This is a genomic window from Nostoc sp. PCC 9305, assembly GCF_963920915.1.
Classification (GTDB): Bacteria; Cyanobacteriota; Cyanobacteriia; order Cyanobacteriales; family Nostocaceae; genus Nostoc.
Genome location: NZ_CAWUDN010000009.1, coordinates 99225 through 124522 on the forward strand (window position 1 = coordinate 99225; position 25298 = coordinate 124522).

Annotated in this window: 22 protein-coding genes; 9 read left to right on the plus strand and 13 right to left on the minus strand. The window is 42.1% G+C overall.

All coding sequences use genetic code 11. The features are described 5' to 3' along the window. Positions 1-11 precede the first annotated feature (11 nt). From ACM0OX_RS05635 to ACM0OX_RS05655, 5 genes are all read right to left on the minus strand, one after another. Entirely contained in the window at positions 12-1499 is a 1488-nt protein-coding gene (locus ACM0OX_RS05635; RefSeq protein ID WP_414513745.1) for a mannitol dehydrogenase family protein, read from the minus strand. Then, the gene (locus ACM0OX_RS05640) at positions 1456-2613 is read right to left on the minus strand and encodes an ABC transporter ATP-binding protein (RefSeq protein ID WP_414513747.1); all 1158 of its coding nucleotides are present in this window, start codon (positions 2611-2613) and stop codon (positions 1456-1458) included. Before ACM0OX_RS05640 ends, ACM0OX_RS05635 begins: the two co-directional genes overlap by 44 nt. Before the next feature lie 203 nt (positions 2614-2816). Then, positions 2817-3638, minus strand: coding sequence for a carbohydrate ABC transporter permease (locus ACM0OX_RS05645; protein ID WP_322645705.1), 822 nt, complete (start codon positions 3636-3638; stop codon positions 2817-2819). Positions 3639-3739: 101 nt separating this feature from the next. Next, positions 3740-4663, minus strand: coding sequence for a sugar ABC transporter permease (locus ACM0OX_RS05650; RefSeq protein WP_322645706.1), 924 nt, complete (start codon positions 4661-4663; stop codon positions 3740-3742). 88 nt (positions 4664-4751) lie between these two features. After that, positions 4752-6098 (minus strand): ABC transporter substrate-binding protein, encoded by a 1347-nt coding sequence (locus ACM0OX_RS05655; RefSeq protein WP_414513749.1) that lies wholly within the window; start codon positions 6096-6098, stop codon positions 4752-4754. 148 nt (positions 6099-6246) lie between these two features. On the opposite strand from ACM0OX_RS05655, the gene ACM0OX_RS05660 reads away from it, so the two are divergent. Further along, a complete protein-coding gene (locus tag ACM0OX_RS05660) occupies positions 6247-7047 on the plus strand; it encodes an SDR family NAD(P)-dependent oxidoreductase (RefSeq protein ID WP_414513751.1) in 801 nt (266 codons plus the stop codon). Positions 7048-7149: 102 nt separating this feature from the next. Then, positions 7150-8142, plus strand: a complete 993-nt coding sequence (locus tag ACM0OX_RS05665; RefSeq protein ID WP_414513753.1) for a sugar-binding transcriptional regulator — start codon at positions 7150-7152, stop codon at positions 8140-8142. Positions 8143-8426: 284 nt separating this feature from the next. Here ACM0OX_RS05665 and ACM0OX_RS05670 read toward each other — a convergent pair whose 3' ends face one another. Then, a complete protein-coding gene (locus ACM0OX_RS05670; RefSeq protein WP_414513755.1) occupies positions 8427-9176 on the minus strand; it encodes an SDR family NAD(P)-dependent oxidoreductase in 750 nt (249 codons plus the stop codon). A 44-nt stretch (positions 9177-9220) separates the two neighbouring features. Further along, positions 9221-10690, minus strand: a complete 1470-nt coding sequence (locus tag ACM0OX_RS05675) for a DHA2 family efflux MFS transporter permease subunit (protein WP_414513757.1) — start codon at positions 10688-10690, stop codon at positions 9221-9223. 653 nt (positions 10691-11343) lie between these two features. Between ACM0OX_RS05675 and ACM0OX_RS05680 the strand changes: the two genes are divergently transcribed. The 3 genes from ACM0OX_RS05680 to ACM0OX_RS05690 all read left to right on the plus strand — a co-directional run bounded on the left by ACM0OX_RS05680 (position 11344) and on the right by ACM0OX_RS05690 (position 14123). After that, entirely contained in the window at positions 11344-11793 is a 450-nt protein-coding gene (locus ACM0OX_RS05680; protein WP_414513759.1) for a hypothetical protein, read from the plus strand. 288 nt (positions 11794-12081) lie between these two features. Further along, entirely contained in the window at positions 12082-13110 is a 1029-nt protein-coding gene (locus ACM0OX_RS05685) for an Npun_R2821/Npun_R2822 family protein (RefSeq protein ID WP_292784344.1), read from the plus strand. A gap of 65 nt (positions 13111-13175) precedes the next feature. Then, positions 13176-14123, plus strand: coding sequence for a glycosyltransferase family 2 protein (locus tag ACM0OX_RS05690; protein WP_414513761.1), 948 nt, complete (start codon positions 13176-13178; stop codon positions 14121-14123). Positions 14124-14262: 139 nt separating this feature from the next. On the opposite strand, the gene ACM0OX_RS05695 is transcribed toward ACM0OX_RS05690, so the two are convergent. Together ACM0OX_RS05695 and ACM0OX_RS05700 are read right to left on the minus strand one after the other, a co-directional pair. After that, the gene (locus ACM0OX_RS05695; protein WP_414513762.1) at positions 14263-14979 is read right to left on the minus strand and encodes a chromosome partitioning protein ParB; all 717 of its coding nucleotides are present in this window, start codon (positions 14977-14979) and stop codon (positions 14263-14265) included. Further along, the gene (locus tag ACM0OX_RS05700; protein ID WP_414513764.1) at positions 14979-16358 is read right to left on the minus strand and encodes an AAA family ATPase; all 1380 of its coding nucleotides are present in this window, start codon (positions 16356-16358) and stop codon (positions 14979-14981) included. Before ACM0OX_RS05700 ends, ACM0OX_RS05695 begins: the two co-directional genes overlap by 1 nt. 258 nt (positions 16359-16616) lie before the next feature. Between ACM0OX_RS05700 and ACM0OX_RS05705 the strand changes: the two genes are divergently transcribed. After that, complete coding sequence (locus tag ACM0OX_RS05705; RefSeq protein ID WP_414513766.1) at positions 16617-16988, plus strand: zinc ribbon domain-containing protein; 372 nt, start codon at positions 16617-16619, stop codon at positions 16986-16988. A 157-nt stretch (positions 16989-17145) separates the two neighbouring features. Here the strand turns inward: ACM0OX_RS05705 and nblS are convergent, their stop codons facing one another. Both nblS and purD read right to left on the minus strand, forming a co-directional pair. Beyond that, positions 17146-19092, minus strand: a complete 1947-nt coding sequence (nblS, locus tag ACM0OX_RS05710) for a two-component system sensor histidine kinase NblS (protein WP_414513767.1) — start codon at positions 19090-19092, stop codon at positions 17146-17148. Positions 19093-19217: 125 nt separating this feature from the next. Further along, positions 19218-20495, minus strand: coding sequence for a phosphoribosylamine--glycine ligase (gene purD / locus ACM0OX_RS05715; protein WP_414513769.1), 1278 nt, complete (start codon positions 20493-20495; stop codon positions 19218-19220). Positions 20496-20973: 478 nt separating this feature from the next. Here purD and ACM0OX_RS05720 point away from each other — a divergent pair, with 478 nt between their 5' ends. After that, positions 20974-21933, plus strand: a complete 960-nt coding sequence (locus ACM0OX_RS05720) for an NAD-dependent epimerase/dehydratase family protein (RefSeq protein WP_414513771.1) — start codon at positions 20974-20976, stop codon at positions 21931-21933. Between the two features lie 39 nt (positions 21934-21972). Here the strand turns inward: ACM0OX_RS05720 and ACM0OX_RS05725 are convergent, their stop codons facing one another. Next, on the minus strand, positions 21973-22335 hold the full coding sequence (locus tag ACM0OX_RS05725; protein WP_414513773.1) for a hypothetical protein: 363 nt from the start codon (positions 22333-22335) through the stop codon (positions 21973-21975). Positions 22336-23187: 852 nt separating this feature from the next. Here ACM0OX_RS05725 and ACM0OX_RS05730 point away from each other — a divergent pair. After that, a complete protein-coding gene (locus ACM0OX_RS05730) occupies positions 23188-24258 on the plus strand; it encodes a hypothetical protein (RefSeq protein ID WP_414513774.1) in 1071 nt (356 codons plus the stop codon). Between the two features lie 62 nt (positions 24259-24320). Further along, positions 24321-24761, plus strand: coding sequence for a hypothetical protein (locus ACM0OX_RS05735; protein WP_414513776.1), 441 nt, complete (start codon positions 24321-24323; stop codon positions 24759-24761). Positions 24762-24846: 85 nt separating this feature from the next. On the opposite strand, the gene ACM0OX_RS05740 is transcribed toward ACM0OX_RS05735, so the two are convergent. Then, on the minus strand, positions 24847-25149 hold the full coding sequence (locus ACM0OX_RS05740; RefSeq protein WP_414513777.1) for a type II toxin-antitoxin system VapC family toxin: 303 nt from the start codon (positions 25147-25149) through the stop codon (positions 24847-24849). Between the last annotated feature and the right edge of the window lie 149 nt (positions 25150-25298).

Sequence of the window (25298 nt, forward strand, 5' to 3'; positions counted from 1 at the left end):
GGAATTTTTTGTCAGAATTGGGCTAGTGTTTCTTTTGCTCCAAACTCATACAATCGGCGTAAATGGTTCGTAACTGCATCAACAAAAAGCGGTGATTGCGATAAATCGCCAAAAATCTCAGTGAGGTTGAGTAATGGTTTGGCATCGCTGCCACTGGAATGAGCTAGTTGAGTCAGAGTACCTGCTATTGGGTCATCAATGGGAATGGTGTTACCTTGATCATCGTTTCCATTGAGGTAACGGAACCAAGCAGCAACCGTTAGGCTCATATATTCAATTGCCCCTCCTTGTTGCAGCGCATCACGAACTGACCCTAAAACAAATTTTGGCATTTTGGCGGAGCTATTCAAGCAAAGACGCGGGAGTTGATCCCGAATCTTAGGATTGGCAAAGCGTTCAATTAAGGTCTTTTTATAATTATCTAAATCAATTCCTGGTACAGGTTGGAGTGTGGGCGTAACTTCTGCCATTAAACGATCGACGGCTTGTCGAATCAAGGGATCAGCCATGACTTCGTGGACGTATGTATAACCTGCCAAGGAGCCGAGATAGCCAATCAACAAGTGACTGGCGTTGAGTAGCCGGATTTTCATCATCTCGTAAGGATGAACATCACTCGTCATCTGAACGCCAACTGATTCCCAATCAGGTCTACCTGCGCTGAAATTGTCTTCGACTACCCACTGAAGAAATGGTTCGGCAACAACTGGAAAGGCATCATCGATGTTAAACTGTTCCGCCACCATTTTGATATCGGCTGGGGTGGTGGCGGGGGTGATGCGATCGACCATGCAGTTGGGAAAGGCAACCTGTTCGGCAACCCAATGCCCCAATTCTGGGTTTTGCATTTGGGCAAATGCGGTTAACATTTTGCGGGCAATGTTGCCGTTACCTTGCAGATTGTCGCAGGACAATACGGTAAACGGTGCGATTCCTTGTTGACGGCGGCGATCGAGGGCTGCTGTCAAAAAGCCATATACTCCAATTGGTTCATTAGGATGCTGCAAATCGTATTGAATTGTCGGGTGATTGGCATCGAATTCACCGCTACCTTCAATATAGTAGTAGCCTCCTTCGGTAATCGTGAGGGTAACGATGCGGCATTTGGAATCTGCTAAGGTGTCAATTACAGCTTGGCGATTATCTGGGGCAAACAAATATTTTGTAATTGCTCCAATCACACGCGCGCGATCGCCTTCTGGGGATCTTTCAACTAAGGTATACAAACAATCTTGTGATTTCAGTGCATCCCGCATTCGTTTGTCGAATTCCAGTAGTCCAACTCCGCAGATTCCCCATTCACTACCGGGATTTTGATGAAAGTAATTATCCAGGTATAAAGCCTGATGTGCGCGATGGAACCCACCCACACCGATATGGACAATACCGTTAGTGATTTGATGGCGATCGTAATTGGGTACGCGAACGTTATTTCCTAAATGAGACAGAGATGCTTCATTCAGCTTGATTGCTGAGTCTGTGCTGATATTGCTGTTCATGGGATTCATTCTGGGTTAGATGGTGACGATGAACTTTAGGGATGGCTTCACCGTCGCGATCGAATAAATGGCAAAGCTCACCATTAATGTAAATTGGAACGTAATCGTGCATAATGGCTGGATTATCTCCGTCTGTTTGCACAACTATGGTTTCGCCACCCGCAATCTTGATGTAGAGAAAGGTTTCTCCGCCTAATCGTTCTACAACTAATACTTCACCATTCACGCTTGGGTTATTTTGATCCAGCAGCAGATGTTCGGGACGAATCCCTAATGTTGCTCTATCCCCAACTGAGAGGGTTTTGGGTTTCACCGGAATCGTTACGGTTGCGTCACCAGGGAGTCTGACTGTTGCGCCAGAGTCATTGACGGCTGAAACTGTCACCGAGATAAAGTTCATTTTCGGCGAACCAATAAATCCGGCAACGAATAGATTGCGGGGATGATGGTACAGTTCCAGGGGAGAACCCATTTGTTCTATAATTCCACCCTGCAACACCACAATTTTGTCGGCAAGGGTCATTGCCTCAACTTGATCGTGGGTAACATAAATCATCGTGGCTTGCAGGGTGTCGTGTAAACTGGCAAGCTCGATCCGCATTTGTACCCGCAATGAAGCATCTAGGTTAGATAATGGCTCATCAAACAAAAATACTTTGGGATTACGCACCAAAGCACGACCGATCGCCACGCGTTGCCGTTGTCCTCCTGATAGTTCTTTGGGCTTGCGGTTCAAGAGTGGCTCTAGTTGCAAAATACGAGCGACTTCACGCGCTCTTTCATAACGCTGGGCTTTCTGCATACCCGCAAGTCGGAGGCTAAAGGCCATATTTTCTGCCACTGTCATGTGGGGATATAAGGCATAAGTTTGAAACACCATTGCTAAACCACGTTTATCTGGTGGCACATCATTGACTTTTTGTCCATCAATGAGTAGATCGCCGGAGGAAATTTCTTCTAGTCCAGCAATCATGCGGAGTAAGGTTGATTTTCCACAGCCGGAGGGGCCGACGAAGACGACGAATTCGCGATCGCCCACGTCGAGATCGATGCCTTTGATGATCTCTGTGTCGGCGTAGGTTTTATGGATATTTCTTAAAGCAACTGTTGACATAAGTTGTTTCCATTAATGGGTTTAAGTTTTTTCTCGCGTAGAGCGGCTTTCGCGGTTGGCGCAAAGATTTGGAATAAGAGAACGAACCGCGAAGTACGCAAAGAGCGCAAAGTAAGAGAGTTGTAAAGGGTTTTTGGGTTAATTACAGTGAATTTTTGAAAAATTGTGATGTTCTTGAGAAGAATATTAAGATTATCTGCCTTCTATTTCACCGCACCAAAAGTCAGACCCCGGACTAATTGCCGTTGACTCAGCCAGCCGAAGATGAGGATGGGTGCGATCGCCAATGTTGATGCTGCTGAAAGTTTTGCCCAAAATAATCCTTGAGGGCTGGAGAATGAAGCAATAAAGGCTGTAAGTGGGGCGGCATCTGCCGTTGTCAAGTTCAAGCTCCAAAATGCTTCGTTCCATGACAAAATAATCGAAAGCAAGGCTGTGGATGCAATTCCGGGTACTGCTAATGGCAATAACACATGCACAAGTTCTTGCTGTGTGGTTGCTCCATCCATGCGATCGGCTTCGAGAATTTCTTTGGGAACTTCTTTGAAGAAACTGTAAATCATCCAAACGACGATTGGCAAATTAATCAGGGTATAAATAATAATCAAACCGATGTGGGTATCGAGTAAGCCGGCGTTGCGACACAAAATGTAGATTGGTACTAACACACCAACGGGTGGCAGCATTTTGGTGGACAGCATCCAGAGTAAAGTGCCCTTGGTGCGTTTGGTTGGGAAAAATGCCATTGCGTAGGCGGCAGGTACGGCAAGCAGCAGTGCGACTATAGTCGAGCCAAGGGAAATCGCTACGCTGTTAAACGCATAATTGAAATAATTTGCCCGGTCTTGGATGGCAATATAATTCTCCAATGTCGGGCGGAAAAACAACTGCGGAGGAGTTGATACTGCCGCCACTTCGGTTTTAAAACTGGTGAGAAACATCCAGAAAATTGGAAAAAACAAGATGCAAGCGGCAAGCCAGCCGAGTAATGTCCATAGCCAAATCTTCGAGGTTTTACGTGCCATAATGCTAATTCGTAATTCGTAATTCGTAATTCGTAATTATGTAACTCAGTTTTACCTGGGTTTTTTGGTTTGCGTTGGTAGCCTTATTTTGGAGATGTTTATTAGGTATCCAAATTACGAGCAACACTACGCATCAAAAAGATTGCCACGATGTTGGCAAGGATTACGGCAATTAATCCACCGGCTGATGCACCGCCGACATCGAATTCCAGCAAGGCTTTTAAGAAGATGTAATAAGCTAGATTAGTGGTTGCAAGTCCCGGCCCGCCGCCTGTGGTAACAAAGATTTCGGCGAAGATGGTCAGGAAGAAAATTGTCTCAATCATGGCAACCACAGAAATGGCGCGGCTCAGATGCGGTAGCATAACGAAACGAAATAGAGCGATCGCATTTGCGCCATCCATCCGCGCAGCTTCTAACTGATCGCGATCGAGTGACTGAATTGCAGTCAACAAAATCAGCAGGGCAAAGGGCAGCCATTCCCAGGAAACAATGATAATGATGGCAAGTAAAGGAACGCTAGCAAACCAATCGATCGCCCCTAAACCCAAACCTCTAGTAATTTGAGCAAACAAACCATTCACTGGATGCATCAGCATATTTTTCCAGATTAGGGCGCTAACTGTGGGCATAACAAAAAATGGAGAGATTGCTAGTACCCGCGCCACTCCACGACCATAAAAGTCTTGGTCAAATAGTACTGCTAGTAATGTGCCCAGACCAATTGTGATTGCTAAAACGGAAACAACTAAAACTATTGTGATAGCGATCGATGTCCATAAAGCTGAGTCACTGAGGATGAAAGTGAAATTTTCAATCCCGATGAATTTGCGTGCGTCTGGATTCAGCAAGTTATAACGCTGAAAGGAAAACCATATAGTCATCACCAGAGGCACAATCATCCACAGCAGTAGGACAACGACCGAAGGCGCAACCAGAGGTAAGGTTGACACTTGCCGCGTAGTCCGTTGCTTAGTGGGTGGTGGCGTTTCGGATTGAGGTTTTACCGCTAATGAAGAAGACATAAGCAATTCGTAATTCGTAATTCGTAATTAAGAAAATCAGATTAAATCTGAGTTTCTGGGTTTAGTATTGCTGTGGAACATCTGAGAATTACTCGATATAACCCGTGTGTTTCATGAAGCGTTCGGTGGATTTCTGCGATTGCTGCAACGCTTGATCTACAGAAGTTCGATTGGTTAACGCCGCCGCCAAGGTTTGCCCGACTGAAGAACCGATCGCCTGAAATTCTGGAATATCAACGTATTGAACTCCCTTATAAGGAGTGGGTTGTGCAGATGGACGGGTAACATCAGCAGATTGGATTGCTGCCAACACTATTTCTGCAAAGGGTGCAGCTTTTCGATAGTTGGGATTTTGATATGTGGAAGTCCGAGTTCCTGGTGGTACAGCAACCCAGCCATTTTCCTTAGCAACCAGTTGAATGTATTCCTTTGATGTTGCCCAAGCAACGAACTTTTGCGCGGCTTCGGGTGATTTTGAGGTTTTAGGAACCGCTAGCGCCCAAGCCCAAAGCCAGTTTGAACCGTTGGGATATTTTTCAATTGGCGCACGGGCGAAGCCAACTTTGTTATAAACTTGGGATTCTTTGGGATTGGATAACAGCCCTGCGGCAACGGTTGCATCTACCCACATACCGCATTTACCCGTTGAGAATAACGCCAGATTCTCGTTAAATCCATTGGAACTGGCTCCCGGCGGCCCGTATTTGTTGAGCAGATCGACATAAAAAGCGATCGCCTCTTTCCAAGCTGGAGTATTAATCGTTGGTTGCCACTTCATATCAAACCACTGTCCACCATAGGTATTAACCAATGTGGAAACAAATGCCATGTTTTCACCCCAACCAGGTTTTCCGCGCAGGCAAACTCCATAAACCCCATGCGCTGGGTCGTGGATTTTGCTTGCCCATTCTCTCATTTGGGGATAAGTTGGCTGTTGAGGAACCGCAATCCCGGCTTTTTCAAACAAGTCTTTGCGGTAGTACAACATGGAACTTTCCCCATAGAATGGCACGGCATATAGTTTACCGTTATTGGAAAGCCCTTCTCGTATAGGTTTGAGTAGGTCATTTACGTCATAGTTTGCGCCTAGATCCAAGGGTCTTAACCAATCCCGTCTAGCCCAGATTGGTGTTTCATAGGAACCAATGGTCATAACATCAAACTGGCCACCCTGGCTTGCAACATCTGTAGTTGTGCGTTGGCGTAACACATTTTCTTCCAGCACAACCCACCGGAGTTGAATATCAGGATTAGCTGACTCAAATTTGCGAGAAAGCCCTTGCATCACCACCATGTCGCCATTATTAACAGTGGCGATCGTTAGTTTAGTTTTCTCTGCGGCTTGGGAGCGCGGTGAGCAAGCATATAGCAGATGCACCAGCATTACTCCAGCGAGAAATGCAGCCAGCACTTTAGCGAAGCGGCGAATACGCATCGCATAACTCCTTTAAAGTAAAAAACCGAACGAAATAAATTTTTGATTTTATGCTCTAATTTTGGGCAAAAGCTCAATAATAGAAATCATACCAATCTGATTTCCATCACGGCCATTTGCAACAATTCTTCAATAAGAGGTTGAATCTATGACGGCAAAAGCAACTTATCAGTTTGCAGGTAAGACTATCCTAATTACTGGCGGTGCAGGAGATATTGGCAAGGCAACTGCACACCGTTTTGCTGCCAATGGTGCAGGAATAGCCCTGCTAGATTTGAATGAACCGAAGATGGCAGATGTGGCTGAGGAACTAAAAACCTACAACGTTCCAGTTGGCACGTTTCGCTGTGATGTTACAGCTAGTGATGATGTTGTCAAAGCTTTTACTAGCGCTGTAAAGCAGTTTGGGCGGATCGACTATGTATTTAATAATGCGGGTTATCAAGGAGTGTTTGCCAAAACTGACGAATATCCTGAAGACAACTTTCAAAAGGTCATTAACATCAACGTTGTCGGCGTTTTCCACATTCTCAAAGCGGCTGCACAACAATTACGCGATGTGGGTGGAGGCGCGATCGTTAATATGGCGAGTTATGCAGGCGTAGTCGGGCCGCCAAATATGTTGGCTTATGCTGCTTCAAAGTTTGCAGTGATTGGAATTACTCAAACGGCAGCGAAAGACTTAGCTCCCTACGGCATTCGGGTGAATGCACTCTCCCCTGCGTTGATTGGCCCTGGTTTTATGTGGACGAGGCAAACCGAATTACAAGCAGCAGTAGGATCGCAATACTTTGATGCCGATCCCAAAGTAGTTGAGCAACAGATGATCGATTCAGTACCAATGCGGCGTTTGGGAAGTTTGGAGGAGGTGGCAAATGGGGTAGCGTTTTTGATGAGCGAAGAGGCAAGCTACATTACTGGGTTTAACTTGGAGGTTACTGGGGGATAATAGAAATTTAAAAATACATTGAGCAAAGATTATCTCTTTGGGCATATAGTCTAAACAATGCAATCATACCTTTGATAGATACATAGCTTTTGCAGGTAGTATATGGGACAACCTTTTTTGGAGCGGCGCGATGCCAGCAAGGCTGGCTTGCCCCTTAGGGCGCGCAAATTAGACCTAGCGGCTCATGCTGCTTGGCTCTATTACATCGCTGGCAATACGCAAGAAGAAATTGCCGCCAAGCTCAATGTGTCCCGGCAAGCTGCACAACGCTTAGTGGCACTGGCAGTCAGTGAAAAACTGATTAAATTTCGACTCGATCATCCCCTGAGTGAATGCATTGCTCTGGCTGAGTCGTTACGCGATCGCTTTGCTCTGTCACTTTGTGAAGTAGTACCAACTGACGCAGGTAGTGGTGATACATTACACGGAATTGGTGTATGTGCTGCCACCCACCTAGAGGCTTACCTGATGGCTAAAACCCCGACCATACTAGCGTTGTCATCAGGTCGGACATTGCGAACAATGGTAGAGCAGATCCCCTCAATGAACCAACCCCAGCATAAAATTGTGTCAATTATTGGCAATATGTCCCACTCTGGGCGTGCAGGTCGTCACGAAGTGGTTATGCATTTATCCGATCGCGTCGGTTCCCAAGCTTACCCAGTGCCGACTCCCGTTGTCGCGACTAGTATTGAAGAACGAGAACTTTTGCAGACTCAGCGATCGTTTCTCGCCGTCAAAACTCTTGCAGAGCAAGCCAAAGCAACCTTTGTCGGAATTAGTCACATTGCCTGGAATGCTCCATTACATCAAGACGGCTTCATCAATGACGATGAGGTAGCTGAATTGATTGAACTGGGAGCAGTCGGAGAAATTGCAGGTTGGGCTTACAGCGATCGCGGAGTATTGTTGCAAGAGGGGACAAACAGTCGGGTTGCCAGTGTAGCCCTCGAACAACCGGCTCATCGACTAATTATTGGTGTGGCAGGTGGTGTGAGAAAGGCTGAGGCGATTTTGGCTGCTCTGCATGGCAAGTTAATTACAGGATTGATTACCGATGAAGCTGCTGCCCAAATGATTCTTTCTAAAATTTAGTAACTACTAAGTGAGATAATTTATGCTCAGTGTTGAGTTCCTAATTCGTAATTCATAATTTTTGGGTTTAATTCCTCTTCTCCCAAAGAGAGAAGCTAAGTCCGTCTATACGTGGCGTTTTTTTCAGTAGTTCCCTGCGAGACGCTATGGGTAGCTTTCTTCCTCGTATAGGTAAGACAGACCCAAGAAACATCTGGTTCTAAATCCCCTTACGTAACAGTCTTTAATTACGAATTACGAATTACGAACTTGTACTGAGCGTAGCCGAAGTATTACGAATTATTTTAATGTTCTTGTCCCGTTGGTCGGATGAGGATTTCGTTGACATTAACGCGCGATGGTTGCGTAAGAGCGTAAACGATCGCAGCTGCAACGTCTTCGCTTTGCAGAGGTTCTATTGACTTGCGTCGTTCTTGAATCCGTTGTTTGGCAACGGGATCGGTAATTTGGTTGTCAATTTCCGTATCCACCAAACCAGGTTCAATAATGGTGACACGGATGTTGTCTTTGTGGACTTCTTGGCGCAATGCTTCCGAGAGGGCATTGACACCCCATTTGGTAGCATTGTAAACACCAATGCCCGCCCGCGCTGTCCGGCCAGCCACTGAGGAGATATTGACTATATGCCCCGATTTTTGCGCCTTCAACAAAGGCAAAACAGCATGAGTAGCATATAACAGTCCTAGTACGTTGAGGTCAAACGATCGCCGCCAGTCTGAGCTATTTCCTGCTTCAATAGTTCCGAGTAAGGCAATCCCTGCATTGTTGACAAGGATATCGACCCTTCCCAATTCTGCATTGGCCTTTGCTACCAAGTTATTTACCTGGGTTTCATCAGTTACATCAGTGACAATAGGCAATGCCTTACCACCACTAGCTTCGATGCGTTCTGCTAATGCTTGAATGCGATCGCTACGCCTAGCAGCAAGTACTACTGTTGCACCAACTGAAGCCAAGGCGATCGCAGTTGCTTCTCCAATTCCCGCTGAAGCCCCAGTGATAATTGCCACTTTTCCTTCTAATTTACCTGTCATTTATCTAACTCCTTAGTAATTGATAATTGGGCATTGGGCATTAATTATTCCTCCCCTGCACCTCTGCTCCCCTGCTCCTCTGCCTCCCCTCCCTGCCTCTTACCGATCCTCAAAACAGATGCAACAGCCGCCCCACACAGTATTAGGGCTGCAAAACGAAAAGTTCCTTGGAACCCTGCAACGATCGCATCAGGAGGGGCAACAGAGACATCTGCACCCGCAGACATACTAGCGATTAAGGCCCCAAATACTGCCCCGATTACAGAAACTCCTACGGTATTACCTGATGTACGTGACAAAGACAACAGCCCAGAAGCAATCCCTAGCCGCTCCCTCGGTACCGATCCCATAACAGTGCTGTTATTGGGCGATTGGAATAAACCCAGACCAATGCCGTAAATAAAATAGCGCGATACATAGCCTAGCTCAGTAATTTGAGCATCAAAAGTGCTAATCCCCAGACAGCCACCAATCATCAACCCCAGCCCAATTGAACTGATTAGTCGAGCGCCAAAGCGGTCTGAAAGAATTCCAGCTAGGGGGGCAATTAACCCACTAAGTACAGATGGTACGGCTAGTAACAGCCCGACTTTTACTGTCGGATAATGCTTGACCCTCTCTAGAAAGAAAGGGACAATGAGTAGCGAACCGCCAATAACAATGAATGCTAACCAGCCACTTAGCAAACCCATACTCAACTGGAGATTGCGAAACAGCTTTAGCTCTAGTAGTGGCTGCTTTAGAATCGCTTCAACTACCAAAAAAGTCGTGAAACTTACGGCGGCGATCGCTAGTAATATCAATGCATTAGTACTGCCAAAGCCCTGGCTCTGCCCTAGCGTCATACCTAAACCAAAACTACCCAGAGTCAATAAAGCCAATATGGCTCCCAAAAAGTCAAATTTCTGTTTGCCCTCAATGCGTGCAGAAGGTGGTACTACACGAGCTATTAAGAAACTAGCAATAATCCCCAAGGGTACATTGATGAAGAATATACTATGCCAGCCTGACCAGCTTAAAAGCAATCCGCCAGCAGAGGGGCCAAAAGCAATTCCCAGTGAAACTACACTACCGATGATGCCAACAGCCCGACCTCGCTCGGAAGAAGGAAAAACTTCTGTGATAATTGCTAAACCAAGCCCAGATATGAACACAGCACCTAATCCTTGAAGTGCCCGAAAGCCAATCAACCACTCGATACTTGGTGCAAAACCACACAATAGCGAACTGAAAGTGAACAGAACAAGTCCCCCCTGGTATAAGGACTTCTTACCCCACATATCCCCCAAGCGGGTTGCTCCCAAAACTAAACCAGAACTGACCAACTGGTAACTCAATACAGCCCATTGGGTGGTAGGAAAACTAGTGCCAAAGGCTTGCACTAGTGTGGGCAAAGCAACATTAATGATGCCCACATCCAGGGTAGACATGAATACCCCAAGTCCGACACCGAATAAGACCCAATTTTTTTGAGAGCCTGATAAAGCCAGAGGTTCTGCTTGGAATTGTGCCAACGTTTAGCCTCCCCCTTTGACTTTACGGTTGTTAATAGTTTGCATACGTATATTCATTGTAGGGTGCTATTCTCGCTACCAAGTTCAGGAAACCAAGTTTAACGTGAGTTCTTGCAGAAGTGGGGAAAAGGTTAAGGGTTAAAGGGTAAAGGTCTGAAATTTTCCCTTACCCTTTAACCTTTTCCCTTTAACCTCTTCCCTTTAACCTCTTCCCTTTAACCTTTCCCCAATACAGGTATCTACTTCTCAATCGGCAAGATTGGCTTTTCCACTTGTCATATATTTGGTAAAGTACTTAAGTACTCTTAACTCTGCACTCCTTCGGCTATACTAACGATAAAAATCAACAAAGTACGGTAATTTGATAGATTTACTGTAATTGAGACTAGTTAGCAAACTATCATAGACAACTCTCAGAAGCAAGCTCTAGAGAAAATGGAGAATAGGAAATGGGAAATGTCAATTATTAGGCGTTGCTGAATCAAGGGATGATTCTTGTAGGGTGGGCGACACGAGAGCCCCGAAATACAAGGGACGGGCAAGATGCCCATCCCACAAAACTAGCAAAATCATCCCGCAAATATGCAACGCCGGAAATGTCAATTCTTAAAGTCACATCTGCAACTGTAAACAAGTACCTTTTTGTATAAGCAATGACTCAAAAAGCTGCCTTATCTCGATTTGCTTTAGGATTTATTGCAGGCTGTGTGTCTGTTTTGCTATTTCATCAAGGTATGTTGGCGCTGCTACATGCAGTAAATTTTACACCTCGCGCTCCTTATTCAACTGCACCAACACCACCATTAGGAATCCCGCAAATTTGGTCAAATGCTTTCTGGGGAGGCATTTGGGGACTGATTCTAGTGGTAATTGCACCTCGTTTTCGACACGATCAAAACTATTGGTTAGGAGCTTTAGTCTTTGGTGCAATTGCTCCGACGTTAGTGGCTTGGTTTGTGGTTGCACCGCTCAAGGGTCAACCCATCGCTGGCGGCTGGAAATTTGTGGGAATAGTGACAGGTTTATTGGTTAATGGTGCGTGGGGTGTGGGAACCGCCGGGTTGCTGAAATTATTCTCTAGGAGGCAATTGTTCAACAGCTAGAGTTTTAGGCACTTCTAAGTAGGAGGGTAATGTTAGTATCATCCAAACTAACCAAAATAGCTTGTTCCTTACCTTCAGCAGAAAGTTGAAAATGTGTATATTATTAGTTGAGAATAATCGGTCAAAAAATAGCGATCGCATTATTCGCGTTAGACCAATTCTGTATAAAGATGTGTAGAAATAGCCCCACTACCTAGTTCGGTAAGGTTGGGAGGGATCTAAATGATGTGCAGCTTCACAAAGAATTGGCATTACTCAGTAAATCAAATATCAAAAGAATTTATTACAATGGATAACTTTGGGATTTACACACTTGCTAATGACGTGGTATTTGACCAACTAGTAGCTTTGCTAAATAGCATTGAGGTAAATGTTAGTCCAGATATTCCGATTTGTATTATTCCCTATGATGACCGCTTAAAACGAGTTAAGCAGGAGATACATTCTCGACCTAATGTTACCCTGTTTGACGATAAAAGCTCGATCAAAAAATGGGAAGATTTTGCCGTTCAAGTTTGGAACGCTTATCCAAGAAATAGCCGAAAAAATAAACCTTCTATCGAATGGAATAAAAAAAATAATTTAATCCGAAAAATGTGTGCTTTTGATGGCGAGTTTGAAAGATTTGTATTTTATGATGCTGATAGTTTGGCGATGAATAAGCTGGACAAGGTTTTAGAAAAACTAGACCAATACGACTTTGTATTTGATGACTGGGAACACACCAAACAAACTTCAGTTGCAGCTTTCGACTTGCCGAAGTTAGAACAAAAAATGTCTTTGCCTGAATCTGAAATCAGACGAGAAATCCACTGTTCTAGTTTTTTTGGTTCAAAAAAGGGTATTTTAGGCGTTGAAGAATTAAAAATACTCAAAAAGCGATTGATAGAAGATAAAGAAGTCGAATTGATTAACGAAATCGCTTGGTGGTGTGACGCAGATTTATTTAGTTACATGACTTTTAGAATTGCTCGACCACTATTTAACTTTACACTCAGTCCCAATGGTGAAGACAGAACTGGTAACTGTGCTAATGCAAATCCATTTGTGAACATTGATAATGTTCTTTACAACCAACAGGGATTAAAACCAATTCATCGCCTTCACTATATGGGCTACTCTGCTATTGGATTTACCCGCTTGTGTAAAGGTGAAGATGTTGATATCCGTTACAAAAATGAATTTTTACACTATCGCTTTCTGAAGCAACCAGAGCAAAAACCGAAGAGATTAAAGCCACCTACCATAGCGGCTAGAAGCAATCGATTTATCAAAAAACTTTTGAATAAAATTAATCAAACTATCTCTTACACTTAGCTTTTGCCCAGCCTTGCTCATTATGCGTTTAGTTAGTGAGCAATGTCCACTCTCATCTTGCAAAAATGCCTAAAGTTAGTGTTTCCATTCCCACGTTTAATCGAGTTAATTTACTGCCTTTCGCAATTGACAGTGTACTCAACCAGTCTGAGCAAGACTTTGAGCTAATTATTTGTGATGACGGTTCTAGCGATCGCACACCCGAATTGATGTCACAATATACAGATAATCGGATTAAATATATCCGTCATCAGCAAAATATTGGTAAAAGTAATAATATGCGCTCTGGCTTTGATGCTGCCACTGGTGAATATTTTATCAAATTTGATGATGACGACCGACTAACACCCGATTTTCTCGCAAGTACAGCAGCTATTCTTGCTCAAGACTCTAGCATTGATTTTGTTGGTACAGACCATTGGATAATTGATATTAACAATGTCCGGGATGAGGTAAAAACTCAAGAAAATTCTCATCGCTGGGGTAGGAAGAAGTTACCCGCAGGTGTTGTAAATAATTTGTTGGAAGTTGTATTTATTCAGCAAAGCTTTCAAGTTGGAGCGACATTATTTCGCCGTAAAACCTTGCAAGAATTAGGATATATGCAGCCAAATCTGCAAAATTGTGAGGATAATGATTTATTTGTACGTCTGGCTTTGGCTGGAAAAAAAGGCTATTACTTACCAGAATTATTGATGGAATATCGCTACCACGCAGAGCAGCAAGGTATTAATCGAGCTATTCCTTATTTATTTGATAAAATTCAGTATTTAGAAAATTATAAGTTTGAGTCTGAGAAATTAGAGAAAGTCAGGAAAAATCGTTTAACTGAAACACAATTATTATTAGGTTTGCGTTTAATTGAAAAGGGCGAAACGCAAAAAGGCAGAGAGCTAGTTTTAGCGGGACAGTCTTTTTCGACTGCTAAAGCTTGGACTGCTTTAGGTTTATCGTTGTTACCAGTTGGGTTGCGAGGTAAAGCGTTTAATGCACTGCGACAGATGCAGAGTTAGACATTGACATTAACATATTGTGCAACTTACTTTTGACGTTATTTGGAAAAGCTGTGTAGGTTGGGTTGAGGAACGAAACCCAACATTAAGCGTTAATTGTTGGGTTTCAGTTCGTTCAACCCAACCTACTAGCTAACTACTAACTTCTTGACCACTCATCAATGATAGTCAAAATTGTTTTATCACCCAAGTTTTTGACAGATTTTACTACATCACGATAATCTTCAAACTCTTGCTTTGGCTTCTTATGTCGAGCATCTTCTATAGCTTTCGCAAGTTTTTCCGCCCCAGAAATCCTAGAGCGTTGTAACTTTATAGATAACTCGTCTTTATCTAAAGTGTTCAATAAAGTAAGCGGATTACTCTGTTCGCCCTTTTGAGGAATAAGGTTTTCAAGTTGCTTAAACTGACTATCTATTCTCTGTCTTTCTTGTAAAAATTCTGACTTAAACTCATTAAATTGCTTCTCAAGACGTAACTCTAAATTTGCCAGACGTGGTTCTAATTTTGTTGTTTCAGGCTTTGATGTTACTTGTTTAGTAGAAGAATCACTTCCTTTGAGAGATGCAACTTGCTTTACTACTAAATCCTCTAATTTTGGAGCAATGACAAAAGCATTAACCATTTCACCTTGTCGAGGATTTTTTTCTCTTGCTCTGACAGCAGCATAATATTCAAAATGTCCATCAACAACTGTATAGCTCTCTACTCCTGTCACTTTCACAACCAATGGTCTGATAATTCCTCCAGTTTCTATAATTATGTCTGCCAGGTTTTCTAAATCAGATTCTGCAAAATTTGAACGAGGTTCATTAGAAGCAATATTTTTGACATCCACTAAAGAAAAATTAATCATTAATAAACCCCCATTTTTTGGATAACTTCATCTGCTAATACATTAAATTCTTCAGCAGAAATTTGAGCCGAAGTTTTTAACTCGGCAAATTTTATAATAGATTTAGGGTCAGGATATTCTAAATCTCCAACTGGGATAGTCTGATTCATACATTCTGATAACGCTGTTCTGTCATAAATTACAGCTTCCATAAGTGGCAGTTGATAACGCTCTGAAATTACTTCTCTTTGCTTAGGAAAATTGTATTGTAAAAATTTAGCATTTGTTGAAATTTTAGAAGCAAGAACGCCCATTATACTAATAGGCGGTTTACCCATCATTTCTCTCGATTCATTAATTTGATTAACAAAATTTTTGACCGTTGGTAAACCTTGGTTAGCAAATGGTTTCAAATCAGATGGAATTATCAGGTAATCAGTAGCAATCAGTGCAACTTCAGCATACAAATCTCTAGAAGGAGGGGTATCAATAATTACAATATCATAGTTATTTTCTACCTTTTTTAGTTTTGTTACTAGCCTACTCCTACTAGCTAATATTTTATTCAGTTTATCTTGATATTCAATTAATGTAATATGTGAAGGAATAACATCAATTTCTGGATTGTTGAAATAATCAGATGTACGTACTACTTCTGGAATAAAGTTAAAATCTCCTGACTCTAATAAATGATATACGTTTAACTCTCTTAAATTATCATCTTCTTCAAATTGAAATTTGATTAATCCCGTAGCAAAAGTAGTATTTGCCTGGGAATCTATATCAACTAAAAGTACATTTTTACCTTTTTTACGTAATGCCGCTGCAAGATTGACTGCAACAGTAGTCTTACCTACACCGCCTTTATTGTGGTAGATTGCAATAGTTTTCATGGAATGTTGCCTCTTTATTTCAAAATTTAAATTATTTTCAGTTATTTGGACTTCTGGCTTATTTATTAGCTGTTCTTCTTTTAGATTCTCTCTACCAATTAAACCTTTAATATTTTCTAAGTTCGTTTCAACTTCTTTGCCAGAACATTGAAATATTAACTGAATATCAGTCTGTAATTTTTGATAAATTCTAATCTCTTTGCCATTAGTCAACAATCCATACCTGACATTCAAGCTGGTTAAATAATGCCTGAGTCGGGGAACATGATTATTTAAATTTTGTTTGGGATGCTTTGCCTCCATGACGACACTCAGCGGTGAGTTGGCATCTAAGACAAAGGGAATCACTTGTGCAGCAAATGCCAAGAAATCTAAGCGGATGCTACCAATGGCAACCTCTTGATGCCAAGTGTCAGGAGTATAACCTAGCTGTGGTAGCAAATATTGCACTATGAGTTTGCTTTCAACTTCGCTTTCGTTACGGCACATCTCAGGATTAAAAGGCAATATTTTTCTACCTCTAAATAATTATTGGAGTTGGGACAAAACCTGATATTTGCTAGATTATGGCATAGCTTAAATTAGGTTGAGTGATATAAATCACTTAGAAAATATAAAAAATCATCACAAAATTAGTACTTCTGCTGATAAAGTAACCAATTTTGAGAGCTAGCCATATTCAAAATTAACAGGCTACGTATGTATTTCCCCATTATCCCTGTAAATGGCTAGAATCAAAGTGTTTACCTATTTGCGCTAAAGGTTTTGGCTACTGTATCTTGTCCCCACTGCCATCAACTTGTTGATAGTCAAGCTATTAGTTGTCCTTATTGCCGGACTACACTCAAAGCTTACGGTCATCCCGGTATTCCATTGCACCGCGCCGCTGGGGATGGGTATCTGTGCGACACCTGCACCTATCACGCTGATGATACTTGCAATTTTCCTAAACGTCCCTACGCCAAAGACTGTACCCTCTACCAAAATATTGAAGAGACAAAATTAGAGTTGGAACAGCAGCATTACACTAACAGTTTTGCAGTAATTGTGAAAAGTTGGGTAAAACGCAATCAGGCTTTGCTGTTGCTATTAGGTTTATTATTAGTCTGTTTGTTGTTCGTTATATTAAGGTCTTAATTTGGGTGTAGCGGGGAGCGAGGGAGGCAGGGAAGCAGGGGAGAGTTACAGTAAGTTTTCTTTCCCCTCTGCCCCTCTGCCCCTCTGCCCCTCTGCCCCTCTGCCCCTCTGCCCCTCCGCACCTCTGCCCCAATTCCCAATCCCCACTCTCTAACTTTCAAGCTGTGGTGATTTTGGATGCTTCTGCAATAGGTTCAACTTGTATCAGTGGCGCTTTTTCTTCAAAGGTGGCTAAGTCGAACCAAAAGGTAGTACCAATGCCGACTTCACTCACTAGATGGACTTTACTACGATGTCTGTCGATGATATTTCTGACAATCGATAAACCTAAACCCGTGCCTTCTAGAGTGTGAACTCGGTTTTCTACGCGGAAGAAGCGTTCAAAAATTGAGTGTTGATCTTCTGTGGCGATGCCAATTCCTGTATCGGAAATTTCAATCCGCACTGGTGCAGATTCGGTGTGACTGGGTTTGAAATCTAGTTGGTAGGCGCGGATTGCTACTTTACCACCGGCTTTGGTGAATTTAAGCGCATTACCAATTAGGTTGCCAAACACTTGTACTAATAGATCGTAATTACCTAATACTAGCGGCAAATTAGGGGCAACTTCCTGAACAAGTTCAACACCTTTATCTTTTGCATTGAGTTGGTAAGTACGCAGAGTTTGCTCGATCGCTTGGGCTAAATCTACGCCATCGAAGCTGTAGTTGCGCCCAGATTCGAGTTTTGATAAATCTAAAACATCGTTAACTAGGCGAGTTAGGCGATCGGTTTCATGGTTGACTGTTTGCAGAAACTCTTGGCGTTCTTGTAAAGCTAAGTCTTCGCCGTAGTCGTGCAAGGTTTCAATATAGGTTTTAATGTTGAATAGAGGCGTTCGCAGTTCGTGAGAAACGTTGCTGATAAATTGACTTTTTGCATCGTTTAGTTCGACCTCACGGGTTATATCTTGAATAGTAATCGCAATACCTTTGATGCTTTCTCTTTGCAGGTTGAGTACTGTAGTCAAAAGAATGCGGATCGTCCGTGGGATGGGTTGGTTAATAAAAATTCGGAATTCGGCGCTTTCGCATTCGCCTGCTGCCATTTCGTACAAGGGACGGGTGATTTCGATTTGTACTGATGCTGGCAAGTGATGTAAGACATTGCAACCTACTACATTAGCGGCTTCCCAGCCAAAAATTCGCTCTGCTGTGGGGTTGACTAAAATCACCTGCATGTTGTTATCAATCAACACAGCACCATCTGCGATCGTTGAAACTAGGGTTTCTAGTTTGGCTTTTTCTGCGGTTAGTTCCTCAATATTCTGTTCTTCATAACGCTCTAATCGCTCTCCCATTTCATTAAAGCTTAAAATTAACTCCCCCAGTTCGCCCCCTAAAGGTAAATCAATGCGCTGCTTGAAATTCCCGGTGGCAATTTGCTTCACCCCCACCAGTAGTTCTTTGATAGGCTTGGTGATGGTCAAGGCGTTAATCACTCCTGCCAAAATTACCATTACCCAAATTGTGATAAAAACGGCAATGGTGACATCGCGGGTAAAATTGGTGGAGATAACAGCGGTCTGATTGGGATTGAACCCGATCGCTAATACACCTAAGTATTTTTTATTGACGATCAGGGGAATAAATACATCGGTGACTGTTCCATCTGGGGTCATGTGTTGCCGTACCATCGGCTTTTCCCCATCGCCAGGGTAATCTTCTGGCAGTTGTATTCGCCGTTTAATGGTAAGGGAGTTTTCTACCTCAGCTTCCCAAAAGGGAATGCCAAAAAAGATTTCCCCGTTTTCATCGGCGTAGAGCATATAACGCACGCTAGAGGTGCTGCTATAAAAGCGTTGGGAAAATTGGGCAACCTCAGTGAGATTATTGTCAGCGATTAAGGGGGCAACGTTGGCAGCAAGCAGCAGCCCCAAATCACGACCAAAGCGGGTGTCATTCATCCGCGCATCCTGCTGAATTGTATTTACAGCCCAGAAGGTCAAACCACTCATCACCAACGAAACTACCATTGTGGCCACAGCCAGCAGTTTAGTCTGGAGAGTGAACTCCGACCACCAACTTGCGATCGCATCTCGAATTGTTTTTAACAGACTTAGCATCTTAAATAAAGTTGTTAGTAGTCTTTGTTATAAAGCCCAACAACTTAAAAATTAACAGTTAATTTGACAAATATGTTAGAGAAAGAAGGAATGGGGCATTGGGCATGGTGAATAACTCCAAACTCCTAACTCCTAACTCTATGCCCAATATCTCTCCGGTAATACATCCCCTGAAACTGAATATGTTTGATACTAGCGTAGGCTTGGGCGATCGCTTGCTCAAAATTTTCTCCGATTCCCGTCACATTTAATACTCGACCCCCATCTGTGACTATTTCTTGTTGCTGGTTCAATTTTGTACCCGCATGAAATACAGTTGCTCCTGCTGCTTCTGCCTCCTCAATGCCAGTAATCACCTGTCCCTTCTCATATTCTCCTGGATAACCACCGGAAGCGGCAACCACAGTGGCAGATGCTCCCCCTTTCCAAGCAATGGGCGGCAATTTACTTAAGCGCTGCTCTACGCAGGCTAGAATTAACTCTTCTAGGGGTGTTTCTAACAGTGGCAAAATCACCTGGGTTTCAGGATCGCCAAAGCGACAGTTAAATTCCAAAACCTTCAAGTCGCCATCGGGTGCAATCATTAACCCAGCATACAACACGCCTCGGTAATCAATGCCTTTAGCTCTTAAGGTGGCGATCGCTCTTTCTAATACTTCTGTTTGAATGCGTGCCATCAACTCTGGTGTAGCGATGGGTGCTGGGCTGTATGCTCCCATCCCGCCAGTATTTTCGCCTGTATCGCCGTCACCAATTCGCTTATGATCTTGGGCTGGCAACAAAGGTCTAATTGTTAACCCATCAGTTAATGCTAAAACTGACACCTCTTGCCCAATCAAACATTCTTCAATGACGACAAATTCCCCAGCACTGCCAAATTGTCCTTGAAAAATTGCATCAATGGCATTTTCTGCCTGTACAACTGTTTCAGCTACCGTTACACCCTTACCAGCCGCCAAGCCATCAGCTTTAACAACAATGGGCGCTCCCTGAGATTTTACGTAAGATTTGGCTGCCGCAGCTTCCGTAAATACCGCAGCCCGTGCCGTCGGAATCCCTGCTTCTTGCATCAAGGCTTTTGCCCAAGCTTTACTCGCCTCAATTTGCGCTCCGGCTCTGACTGGGCCAAATACCATCAATCCTTTATCTTGGAGGTAATCTGTAATTCCCTTAGAGAGGGGGACTTCTGGCCCAACTATCACCAGAGTTATGCCATGTTCTAGAGCATATTGGCTCATCCCCTCAAAATCATCTACAGCTAAGGGCAAGTTTTGGCAACGTTCCATACTTGCCGTGCCCCCATTCCCTGGTACACAGATAACTTGCTCAATTTGCTTAGATTGCAACAGTTTCCACGCCAGAGCGTGTTCGCGCCCCCCATTACCGACAACTAAAACTTTCACTGATTTCCTCGTGCGTCCCTTGCAAAATGAGAATACCTTAACTGCTCTCGCGGATCAATTTTTTCATCAATTCTCACATTTATGCAAGTTTCTTCTGGTTTATAGGAGAATTCAGGAGTCAGAATAGGCTTATTGGTGTCAATTTAAGCTCAAATGCTTGTACCACATACACTTTACCTCAATCTGGTTCAGAGACGCGATAAATCGCCGTCTCTACAAGTATTTTGGGTTTATCTGAACTGTCAATTTTGTCTTAAAAATTAAATTTAACTAATTAGTAGAATTTTTATTTTGATTGTTAGCAATTAATCAATAAATTTAGTAACATCTTTTCAACATAAGTGTATTAGTTGAATTATATTTTTTGCTGATACGAATCAAATTATCTATAAAAAACTCATCAATCAATAACCAATTTTTGATTATAATTATTAACTTGTGAATATCGCGGTTAATCAGGATATACAAAATCGGCAACATGGCTAAAATTATCGTTACTGGAGTCGCAGGCTTTATTGGTTCTCATCTTGCAGAAACATTGTTACAACAAGGAAACGAAGTGATCGGGATTGATGAATTTAATGATTATTACGATCCGATGTTAAAGCGAAACAATGTTGCACACTTGTATCGTTTACCTGGTTTTGCATTAATTGAAGGAGATATGCAGTTTTTAGATTGGCAGAAACTCCTAAAAGATGTTGATGTAGTTTACCATCAAGCGGCACAAGCAGGGGTGAGAGCAAGTTGGGGTAAAGCTTTTCGAGGCTATACAGAACGAAATGTTAACGCTACACAAGTTTTGCTGGAAGCTGCTAAAGATGCTAAATACCTGAAAAAATTAGTGTTTGCCTCTTCATCAAGTGTATATGGTGATGCCGAAACATTACCTACCCACGAGAGAATTTGTCCTCAACCGGTTTCTCCTTACGGCATTACGAAGCTAGCAGCAGAGTTTTTGTGTGAACTATATTACAAGAATTTTGGTGTGCCTTGTGTAACATTGCGCTATTTTACAGTTTACGGCCCGAAACAGCGCCCAGATATGGCATTTAATAAGTTTTTTCAATCCATTTTGCACGATGAGGCGATTCCTATTTACGGCGATGGCCAGCAAACGCGGGAGTTTACCTTTGTTAGTGATATTGTCGCCGCTAATTTAGCCGCCGCCACCGCACCCGAAGCAGTGGGAGAAATCTTTAATATCGGTGGTGGGAGTAGGGTAGTTTTAGCAGAAGTTCTAGATACGATTGAAGAAATTGTTGGGAAGTCAATCAAAAGGAACCACATAGAAAAAGCGATGGGAGACGCGCGCCACACGGCTGCTGATGTATCTAAAGCACAGAAAATTCTCGGATATCAGCCGCAAGTCTCTCTAAAAGAGGGTTTGACGCAGGAATGGGAGTGGGTGAAATCTTTGTATTCCCTATCTTCCTAATTTTCCTCATTCTCTTTATCTGTTTAACCGTCTTGCTCTTTAGCTGGTAGTCAAAACAACACCTTGGCGCACAGCACGCTTGCGAGCGCTTTTACGAGTACCCCCAGCCATCTGATACTCATGGCTATTTTTTCCAAATTTATAAGCAACGCCAAGTAAAATTTTTTCAGAATAATCTGCTAAATCTTGTTCATTTTCAATAATTTGGGTTAATAAAACATCAATAGTAGAGAGGGTAGTATTGTAAGCTTCCAGAGATTGACGGAGATTTTCAATTCTGTCAGTATAATCTTTAACTGTTAAACTGTCTCCTACATCTAGAGTAGTACTGATAGATTTAATGCTTGCCAAGCGCATCTCAGCTTTGCTAAGAACGCGTGAATCGCGTTTGTGCCTTGCCATAATTAATACTCCTTTACCTGAAAAATAACTTAAATTTTTAGTAATTCTATAGTGGACAATTTTTTAAAAGGTTGTCCTGCGTAAAATTGTTGATTTTTCTTAAAAAGACTAAAATTTGTCTCATTTCACCAATTTTCGTGTCTCTCATAACCGCAGTGGCTACACAAGGAACAGCTAGGGGCGAGTTTATAAAAAATTTGGATGTGTTAGAAATCCGTAAAGTGAACCCGCTTTTACTTTTTTTTCACTCAGGACTCAGTTAAGTTAAGGCAGAAGTTGCTACAGCCAAAGCGGAAGTTCTTACAGACTGCGCAAAACACCGAAACGTCAAGCCGGAAGTTCTTGCAGACTGCGCGAAACACCGAAACGTCAAGGCAGAAGTTCTTGCAGGGAAGGCGGAAGTTCTTACAGACTGCGCGAAACACCGAAACGTCAAGGCGGAAGTTCTTGCAGGGAAGGCGGAAGTTGCTACAGACTGCGCGAAACACTGAAACGTCAACCCTGGAGCAATATTTTTTGATGTATTAGGGACTTCCAACAAATAAATTATGCAATCTTGCAGGGATTGACCAAGATTTTGCACAAAGCGATCGCTTTGTGAATTTATCCATATCAGCAATAATGAAAATTTTTATCAATAATTAATTTCTTGGAAACCTAAATACCTTCTCTTGAAAGGGAGATAGAAGAGGGCATGAAAGCATTCTCGTGTTTGAGATTGATTTCATCAAAGGCATTGAATTTATAAAAAAACCTCTAACGCGATCGAAAAATTCCGAAATTGACTCATTGGGGAGTGGAGAAGGAAACAACAGCGATTTTCCCATCCCAATAGTGCGAAGATAAGTAAAAATGTTCAAAAAAAAATCTTTAATTAGCGTCGTTATTCCGATTACTATTTTGTTAGGAAGCTGCGGAGCAAATTTTAAGTCTGTAGAAGACTTTAGTAAGAGCAAAGAAATAGTTAAACGAGCTTCTAATGATTTTGCTGAAGATATTTATCAATCTTGTTTACGACGTACTAGATATGTCAACTTAGTTTCCGATGACGGAATCGACCAGCGCAATAATAAGCGAAAGAAATGTGAGACAATTGCGCGACCTGATTCTGATAATTTCAAAAAAGTAGTCAGTATTTTAATTGACTATATGGATGCTCTAGGTGCTATAGCAAGCGGAAAAGATTTATCTTTAGATAACTCAATAGATAATTTGGGTCAAAGTATCAAAGATTTATCCATTGGCGATAACAATAAAAAACTAGATGAAAATGCAGTGGACGGAGGAAGTCAAATCCTCAAAGTATTATTTGATTTAGCGACCAATAAAATTCGAGAAGATGCTCTCCAAAAAGCGATTGTTTGTACTAATGAACCTATTCATAAATATATTACTGGTAATTCGGTTCCAGCAACTGATGAGAATGGAGTCGATCTTTATAAACCTGCTACAGGAGGCTTAATATTCCTTGTAGAAGACAGCTACCTTAATAAGGGAGGAATTTTAGGCATAGAAGCAGAGGCAATTGATACTTACTATGAACCTTACTTTGCTACTTTAAGAAAGCTAGGTAATGATAGACAAATCAATCAAAGTAATTATCAACAAGTTGTCGATCAAATTACAGTAGGTGAAAGCTTAATAAAAGACTACAATAAATCTATGGAAAGAATGGCTGAAAAAGAACAAGCAGCTAGGGCTTATAATCAAATTCTTTTTAGTACAGTTAAAACCCATAATCAACTGAGAAAAGAATTTGAAGAAGGGTTAAAACCTCAAGATGTTAGTCGATTATGCCAGTTAAATGTTAAAGTTTCATTCAAGAAAATAGATCGGATAAAAATGAAACGTATTCAAAAAATTCTTAATGAGTACGTTATCTCAGTTAAACCTCTAGTAGAGCAAGTCGATCGCGCTTTTTAAGTAAGTTTTATTTAATCCTTTCCAATCACTAATTCATTATTTACAAAAGAGGATCGTTGTTTATGTCATTAGCTCAAGATGCAATCACTAGACAGGACTGGGAAAATCCTTCTTCTTTGAAAGAGCGGATACAAAATCTACAGTCTGCTCTTCGGGAAAGAGCAAAAAAGCTTTCCGATAATCAACAAATTAGCCTTAATGAATATACTAAAATTAGTAATAATTGTCAAAATCTTTTGGATTTGGTTGGCGAAATTAATAGTAGACAATTTAATCAAGTTTTAACTGATATAAATGAACCAGCCCAAAAAATAATTGAGGCTACTAATTCTCTTGATAAAGCGGCTGCAAAAATTCAAGGTGTTCAGAATTTTTTTGATATTTTCAGTTCCCTAATCAGATTAGGGGAAGCTGTTTCAAACGCCATTTCAGGCGGCGGTGTAGCTGCAATTGGCAATCTAGTTAAGCAACTTAAAGATACTGGCGATCGGCTTAATACCTAATACCATTTCTTTATGAAGCAGCGCCAAATTTTCTTTATTTGTGTCCTAATATGCTTTGGTGCATCTTCATAAAGAATTGATATAATTAGTCAGATAGCGCGATCGCCTGTCTAATTAGTTTAATCTTTAGAGGATGTCTGAAAAGTTTTCTACCACACAAGCGATCAAGCCGATCAAAGGGATCTTTATGATGGAATGGCAGAGTCACGATTGCGGCTGCATGAGCAACTTTAATTGGTAATATTTCAAATTCGTTAACTTGGATTTGATTCTCCATCCATGTTTCAAAATTTTCAGGAATTTGATACTTACCAATACTAACTTTGATAGCAATTTCCCAATAGGAAGCAGGATTGAGCAAGATGTCATTGAGGGGATCGACAATCAAATCACAGGCAACTTGACTAAGGGCGCGATCGTTGAGTACAAACCAGAGGAATGCTTAGACCTCTTGCAAAAGTCCCTAACACCCCTCCCCGCTTGCGGCTACGGTGTACACACATCTTTGTATAAAACCAAAATCGTTGAAGATCCCCC

Coding starts and splice junctions, on each gene's coding strand:
- ACM0OX_RS05635 (WP_414513745.1), bottom strand. CDS start 1,499: ATGAACAGCAATATCAGCACAGACTCAGCAATCAAGCTGAATGAAGCA.
- ACM0OX_RS05640 (WP_414513747.1), bottom strand. CDS start 2,613: ATGTCAACAGTTGCTTTAAGAAATATCCATAAAACCTACGCCGACACA.
- ACM0OX_RS05645 (WP_322645705.1), bottom strand. CDS start 3,638: ATGGCACGTAAAACCTCGAAGATTTGGCTATGGACATTACTCGGCTGG.
- ACM0OX_RS05650 (WP_322645706.1), bottom strand. CDS start 4,663: ATGTCTTCTTCATTAGCGGTAAAACCTCAATCCGAAACGCCACCACCC.
- ACM0OX_RS05655 (WP_414513749.1), bottom strand. CDS start 6,098: ATGCGTATTCGCCGCTTCGCTAAAGTGCTGGCTGCATTTCTCGCTGGA.
- ACM0OX_RS05660 (WP_414513751.1), top strand. CDS start 6,247: ATGACGGCAAAAGCAACTTATCAGTTTGCAGGTAAGACTATCCTAATT.
- ACM0OX_RS05665 (WP_414513753.1), top strand. CDS start 7,150: ATGGGACAACCTTTTTTGGAGCGGCGCGATGCCAGCAAGGCTGGCTTG.
- ACM0OX_RS05670 (WP_414513755.1), bottom strand. CDS start 9,176: ATGACAGGTAAATTAGAAGGAAAAGTGGCAATTATCACTGGGGCTTCA.
- ACM0OX_RS05680 (WP_414513759.1), top strand. CDS start 11,344: ATGACTCAAAAAGCTGCCTTATCTCGATTTGCTTTAGGATTTATTGCA.
- ACM0OX_RS05685 (WP_292784344.1), top strand. CDS start 12,082: ATGGATAACTTTGGGATTTACACACTTGCTAATGACGTGGTATTTGAC.
- ACM0OX_RS05690 (WP_414513761.1), top strand. CDS start 13,176: ATGCCTAAAGTTAGTGTTTCCATTCCCACGTTTAATCGAGTTAATTTA.
- ACM0OX_RS05695 (WP_414513762.1), bottom strand. CDS start 14,979: ATGATTAATTTTTCTTTAGTGGATGTCAAAAATATTGCTTCTAATGAA.
- nblS (WP_414513767.1), bottom strand. CDS start 19,092: ATGCTAAGTCTGTTAAAAACAATTCGAGATGCGATCGCAAGTTGGTGG.
- ACM0OX_RS05720 (WP_414513771.1), top strand. CDS start 20,974: ATGGCTAAAATTATCGTTACTGGAGTCGCAGGCTTTATTGGTTCTCAT.
- ACM0OX_RS05725 (WP_414513773.1), bottom strand. CDS start 22,335: ATGGCAAGGCACAAACGCGATTCACGCGTTCTTAGCAAAGCTGAGATG.
- ACM0OX_RS05730 (WP_414513774.1), top strand. CDS start 23,188: ATGTTCAAAAAAAAATCTTTAATTAGCGTCGTTATTCCGATTACTATT.
- ACM0OX_RS05735 (WP_414513776.1), top strand. CDS start 24,321: ATGTCATTAGCTCAAGATGCAATCACTAGACAGGACTGGGAAAATCCT.